The 4,661-nt window shown below is 65.9% G+C and carries 5 protein-coding genes; all 5 read right to left on the bottom strand.

What is annotated here, in order from left to right:
• Nucleotides 1–61: 61 nt before the first annotated feature.
• The 5 genes from NA5_RS19665 to NA5_RS19650 all read right to left on the bottom strand — a co-directional run bounded on the left by NA5_RS19665 (nt 62) and on the right by NA5_RS19650 (nt 4,607).
• Nucleotides 62–514 (bottom strand): YbaB/EbfC family nucleoid-associated protein, encoded by a 453-nt coding sequence (locus NA5_RS19665; RefSeq protein ID WP_062988145.1) that lies wholly within the window; start codon nt 512–514, stop codon nt 62–64.
• Nucleotides 515–516: 2 nt separating this feature from the next.
• Nucleotides 517–1,914 carry a hypothetical protein gene (locus NA5_RS19660; protein ID WP_062988143.1) on the bottom strand — a complete coding sequence of 466 codons (1,398 nt, stop codon included), beginning with the start codon at nt 1,912–1,914 and terminating at the stop codon, nt 517–519.
• 70 nt (nt 1,915–1,984) lie between these two features.
• Complete coding sequence (gene gnd / locus NA5_RS19655; protein ID WP_062988141.1) at nt 1,985–3,430, bottom strand: NADP-dependent phosphogluconate dehydrogenase; 1,446 nt, start codon at nt 3,428–3,430, stop codon at nt 1,985–1,987.
• Nucleotides 3,431–3,433: 3 nt separating this feature from the next.
• A complete protein-coding gene (locus tag NA5_RS43250; protein WP_157110527.1) occupies nt 3,434–3,877 on the bottom strand; it encodes a PaaX family transcriptional regulator C-terminal domain-containing protein in 444 nt (147 codons plus the stop codon).
• Nucleotides 3,759–4,607 carry a tryptophan 2,3-dioxygenase gene (locus NA5_RS19650; protein ID WP_062988138.1) on the bottom strand — a complete coding sequence of 283 codons (849 nt, stop codon included), beginning with the start codon at nt 4,605–4,607 and terminating at the stop codon, nt 3,759–3,761. Before NA5_RS19650 ends, NA5_RS43250 begins: the two co-directional genes overlap by 119 nt.
• Between the last annotated feature and the right edge of the window lie 54 nt (nt 4,608–4,661).

Genomic DNA, 4,661 nt, shown 5'->3' with positions numbered 1-4,661 from the left:
ACCCGGTCACCCTTCAACCCTCACCAGCGAAACCGAGAAGGCGATTGCCTGGCGAAGAATCTTACTTCGGGCGCGCCCCACCTTCCCGATTCTGGGAATAGCCGTGCGTCTCGGCTTCTTCCGGTTGACGCAGGCTCGATGCGCCGAGTACCAGGTCGGGCAGGTCCGGCATGGCGTGCACGGCCGTGGCAACCGGGGCCAGGATCTGTGTGGTCTGCTCCCGCATGCGCCTGGCCGCCTCCCGTCCGGCCTCGGTGACCGACCGGCCCAGCTGCTCGGCGGTACTATGCGCGGCATCCTTGGTGAACCGCACGTCGATCAGCACACCAGAGTTGTCGACGGTCACCTGCACCAGACCGTCCGCCGAGGTCGCCTCGCATCGTGCGGTATCCAACTTCCGTTGCAGCTCGGCCCGGTGGGCGCGTTGTTCGCCGAGTGCGTCGAGAATGTTTTCGACCTGATTGCGGATCCCGAAGTTGGCCGAGCGCAATCCTTCTCGCTCCCAACGGTCCATGACTACCTTCCTTCGGGACGGCCGTGGCGTTCGGCGTATCGGCGTTCGAAGTCGGCGATGTAGCGCGGCGGATCGATGGACGACGACGACTGCTCCAGCAGACCGTCGTCGCCCAGGTAGAAGATGGCCCGATCGGTCGCGACCATCCCGGCGGGCACCGGCACATGCACCATCCAGCCGACGCTGAATCGTTCGGCGACCAACTGGTCGAGTGGATAGCCCGTGGTGTCGAGTACCCGCCCGGTGATGTAATCGCGCACTCGGGAGATCGCCTCCGCCGCCGGGATCGGTTCCAGGGTCGGCGGCGCCAATCCCGCCATCGAGTACTGATAGAGCGCACCGTCGATATCGAACCGGCCGTCCTCGCCGAATACATCCACCAGTTCCCGGCGGGTGACCCGGCCGACCTCGGCCGCCGCTAGCAGCGCGGCAATCGCTTCGCGCGCACCAGGTTTCGGCTCGCCGAGCAGATCGGCGACGATACCGAGCACGGTTTCCCTGGTCCACACGCCCGGCACCGCCACAGCGCACTCCTCCGCCGACGGCGACGCTCCGCGATACCAGCGCCCGGCCTCCCACCAGTAGCAGAACGACAGCAGACCCGATGCGGCGCGCGGGTCGAGCACCGGGTCGGCCACCCAATCCGGCGCTCCGGCATAGAGATTCGGCATCGGCTCGCCGCCGTTGTAGACCGCGTCCAGGGTCGGGGCATTCCACACCCCGCCCGAGAGCACCGCCCGTCCGGCCGGGAGCGCATGCAGCGTCGACCCGTCCAATGCCGCGCCGTCGAATACACCTGTCCACGGCTCCATGCGCGGACCCTGCTCCGACCGGGCGGCCACGAATGCCGCGGCGATTGTCGCCCAGCGCGCCCACATCTGCGGGAAGGGTGGAAATTCGTACTCCGCCAGTGTCGCCCACACCTGGGCGGATCGATCGGCGCGCGCCTGGGCCGCGGCCTGTTGTGGCGTGCGGCGCTGCCGGTCGCCGTGGCCGATGTAGGCGCCCAACCACACCGGTATCCTCGCGCGCGGATAAGCCTCGAGGTCCGCGCGATACGCCTCTGGAGCGAATAGCTGCCCAGGTGGGAACGGCTGTTCGCCGTAGTCGTAATCGATATCGAGCGAGCCGGACTCGGCCAGTACCACCAGCATCCGCCACCACGGTCCGCCATTGGCCCCGGCCGCGACCGTACGCATCTCCCGGACCAATGCCAGGACCGACTCGGGGGGCGATAGCGGAATCACCTGGTCGCCGACGGAGTACACGAGCTGTCCGACTTCGCCCGCCACGGTCACCGCGAATACCGCGTCCGCTTGCTGCCAGCCCGTCGGTCCGAGCGCTTTCAGCGCATCGGCGAGCTGCTGCTCGGCGGCTGATCCGCGTGGTTCGTCCGCCAAACAGTCCTCCTCATGCGAGACACCCGGCCCCTAATTTTGGGGTCTTCCCATAGCTGGGATGGCGCTCGAATCAGTCGGCCGAAACCTCGCTGCGATCGCCGCTCCACAGCGTGTGGTACTTGCCCGGCGCATCGATCCGCTCGTAGGTGTGCGCGCCGAAGAAGTCGCGCTGGCCCTGGGTGAGGGCGGCGGGCAGGCGTTCGGCGCGCAGGGCGTCGTAGTAGGAGAGCGAGGACGCGAACGCGGGCACCGGGATGCCGAGCAGGGTGGCGGTGGCGACCACGCGGCGCCAGCTGTCGATGGCCGTTTCGATCGCCGAACGGAAGTACGGTGCGAGGATCAGGCTGGGCAGTTCCGGATTCTGGTCGTAGGCCTCTTTGATCCGGTTCAGGAAGCGGGCCCGGATGATGCAGCCGCCGCGCCAGATGGTGGCCATATCGCCGGGACGCAGGCCCCAGTTGTATTCGGCACTGCCCGCCGCGATCTGATCGAAGCCCTGGGCGTACGCGACGATCTTCGACGCGTAGAGCGCCTGCCGGATGTCCTCGGTGAATTGTGCGACGTCGGTGGGCTTTTCGCCGAGCTTGCCAGCGGCGAGACCGACCGCGGCCTTGCGCTGCGCACGCGAGCCCGACAGCGCCCGCGCGAAGACCGCCTCGGCGATGCCGGTGACCGGGATGCCCAGATCGAGTGCGGACTTCACGGTCCAGCGACCGGTGCCCTTCTGCTCGGCCGCGTCGACGATGACATCCACCAGCGGCTGCCCGGTCTTCGCATCGACTTGGTTGAGCACCTCGGCGGTGATCTCGACCAGGTAGCTCTCGAGTTCGCCGGAGTTCCACTGCGTGAAGACATCGGCGATCTGCTTGGCGTCGAAGCCCAGCGCGTCGCGGAACAGGTGGTAGGCCTCGCCGATGAGCTGCATATCGGCGTATTCGATGCCGTTGTGCACCATCTTGACGAAGTGGCCGGAGCCGTCGGGGCCGATATGCGTGCAGCACGGTGTGCCGTCCACCTGCGCGGCAATCGATTCCAGCAGCGGCCCGAGGGATTCGTAGGACTCCTTGGGGCCACCCGGCATGATCGCCGGACCGTTGAGCGCGCCCTCCTCACCACCGGAGATGCCCGCGCCGACGAAGTTCAACCCACGCGCCTTCATGGCTGCCTCGCGGCGAATGGTGTCGGTGTAGAGCGCGTTGCCGCCGTCGATGATGATGTCGCCGGGCTCCATGGCGGCGGCCAGTTCCTCGATGACCGCGTCGGTCGGATCGCCCGCCTTGACCATGATCAGCACCCGGCGCGGCTTCTCCAGCGCCGCGACGAACTCCTCGATCGTTTCGGTGCGCACGAACTCGCCGTCGCCGCCGTGTTCGGCAAGCAGTGCGTCGGTCTTGGCGATGCTGCGGTTGTGCAGCGCCACCGTGTAACCGTGTTTGGCGAAGTTCCGGGCGATATTGCTACCCATGACCGCCAAGCCGGTAACCCCGATCTGTGCGGATCCTGTCGCGGACGCCATATATCAGCCCTCTCCGTTCGGCTTATCACCTACCGCAAGCAGCCTAGCCCTAGTGCTGTCGCGCCCTTCGCCGGTGTTCGCACACCCCATGCCCTGTTCGTCATCACTGGCGGGGCCCGGCCAGTCGGCGGGCGGCATGTCATCGGGCAATCCCGGATCGACGTAGGGGCTGGTCCGCCACTCGCAGGGTGAAGTGGGCGAAGGCGTCGCGGTCGGAGCTGTCGCGGATTCCGCGCTGCTCTTCGTAGAAGGTTCGGTGTTCGGTCGCGAGGTCGTCGAGGTCGAGCTGCGATCGACTCGGCTCGACCGGAATAAACGCCGATTTTGTTCAGTGTCCGGTCCAGGTGCGAACGGCGAACAGCTCTGGAAAGTAGGTGTGCTCGAGTGCGCGTTGCAGGAATCCGGCCCCGCTGGATCCGCCTGTCCCGCTGCGTCTTCCGATGACACGCAGCACCGTGCGCAGATGTCGGAACCGCCACAGCTGGAAATTCTCCTCCAGGTCGACCAGTTCCTCGAATGTCTCGTACACGGACCAATGTTCTTCCGGCGCTGCGTAAATCGATTGCACGAGGGCGAGCAGTTCGGGGTCGAGCGTATGGGCCTCGGTGATATCCCGTTCCAGTATCGAGCGCGGCACTTCCAGCCCGGTGCGGGCGAGATGACGCCAGAATGCGTCGTAGAGGGTCGGTTCGCGCAGGAGCGTAGCCAGCATCTCGTGCGCCGCGGGCTCGGATTCGAATACCCGAAGTACGGCCGCGTTCTTGTTACCGAGGATGAACTCTATGGCACGGTACTGATAGGACTGGAACCCCGACGAGTTCCCCAGAAATTCACGGAATTGCGCGTATTCGGTGGGTGTCAGCGTCGCGAGTACGGACCACTGCTCGGTCAGCGTCTTCTGGATATGTTTGACCCGCGCAATGCATTTGAGTGCGACGCCGATGTCGTCGGCATCGAGAGCCGCACGCGCGGCGCACAATTCGTGCAGCACCAGCTTCAGCCACAGCTCGGTGGTCTGGTGCTGAATGATGAACAGCAGCTCATCGTGCTGCTGCGGTCGACTGACCGGATGTTGCGCGCTCAACAAGGTACCGAGGTCCAGGTATGCGCCATAGCTCATGCGAGAGCTGAAGTCGGTGACAATATCGCGTTGGAGTGCGTCGCGTCGGATGGTCATCGGCGGCCCCGTTCTCCAGCGACCCCCGAGCTCACGGTATTACATGACTAAGAC

This window comes from Nocardia anaemiae NBRC 100462 (assembly GCF_001612725.1).
In the GTDB taxonomy this organism is placed as follows: domain Bacteria; phylum Actinomycetota; class Actinomycetes; order Mycobacteriales; family Mycobacteriaceae; genus Nocardia; species Nocardia anaemiae.
The sequence above is the reverse complement of the archived record's forward strand: the minus strand, read 5'-3'. Positions and strand labels throughout refer to the sequence as shown.

Coding starts and splice junctions, on each gene's coding strand:
- NA5_RS19665 (WP_062988145.1), bottom strand. CDS start 514: ATGGACCGTTGGGAGCGAGAAGGATTGCGCTCGGCCAACTTCGGGATC.
- gnd (WP_062988141.1), bottom strand. CDS start 3,430: ATGGCGTCCGCGACAGGATCCGCACAGATCGGGGTTACCGGCTTGGCG.
- NA5_RS19650 (WP_062988138.1), bottom strand. CDS start 4,607: ATGACCATCCGACGCGACGCACTCCAACGCGATATTGTCACCGACTTC.